2 protein-coding genes are annotated in these 883 nt (G+C 43.9%); both read left to right on the top strand.

The features are described from left to right. Positions 1-651 (top strand): hypothetical protein (locus GY843_RS10185; RefSeq protein ID WP_297309180.1); only part of this gene is annotated, 651 nt, incomplete at its 5' end. Between the two features lie 36 nt (positions 652-687). Beyond that, positions 688-883: hypothetical protein (locus tag GY843_RS10180; protein ID WP_297309178.1), on the top strand; the 196-nt coding region annotated here is incomplete at its 3' end.

The following is an 883-nucleotide window of genomic DNA, read 5'->3' as shown; positions in this document are numbered from 1 at the left end:
TATTATGACACGCAGTATAGCTCACAGATAACGAGTATATTTAATGATTCACCTCTTGAGAATAAGCTGTTCAAGACCATCAACCTTGAGTCAGATGACGCATGGAGTGGAACATTCTCCTCAAACATTCAGACCACAGGGACTATTGATTACTCATGGTTTGAGAAGAAGGAGGGGTCATGGTTTGCTTTCATGAGAAACTCAGGGGCGACACCTGCGGCTACGGATGAGTATGTTCTACGTTCATTGAATGGTATCGCAGTAAGCAGCAGCGTAGACTCTGCAGCACCTGCAGCGGTAGAGATAAACTTCCCACTGACAACATCAATCGGTAGCATACTAAGCATTGGAGACAAGCTGTATTTTATTGCGGCTCCTGTAGCACCAAGCTCAACACCAACGCTATGTGGTACAGTAACGGCTGTGAATATTGATTTGCCAAATAATGTTAATCAAATTATTGTTAACACCACGGGAGGGGCTATACCTCCGGGGGCTACTGACTACTTTATGTTTGTAAAAAATCAGGTTGCAGAGTCACATGGTATCCTTGGTCACTACTGTGAGTTTACGATTACATTGCCTGATACGGTGACGGGAGCTAGCGAATTATTTGCGGTAGAGAGTGAGGTGATGAAATCTTTCCCTTAAATTTACTATCTTTGTGTGTAATCAAAGAATATACACATGGGACTAACATTAGCGGCAATCGGCTTAGGAGTACAGGCTCTATCAGGGGTCGGGTCATTTATCCAAGCAGGTCAGAGACAGAAAGAAATAGATAAGGCAAACAGGGCAGCACAGAAGGCTGTCGCTGAGGCTAAGAAACAGATTCAAGTAAAACCTTACGAGGCACTAACAGTTAGCGACACACCATATGAGC

It is taken from the genome of Neptuniibacter sp., assembly GCF_024231755.1.
Taxonomy (GTDB): domain Bacteria; phylum Pseudomonadota; class Gammaproteobacteria; order Pseudomonadales; family Balneatricaceae; genus Neptuniibacter.
This window is presented reverse-complemented; position numbering and strand designations above follow the sequence as displayed.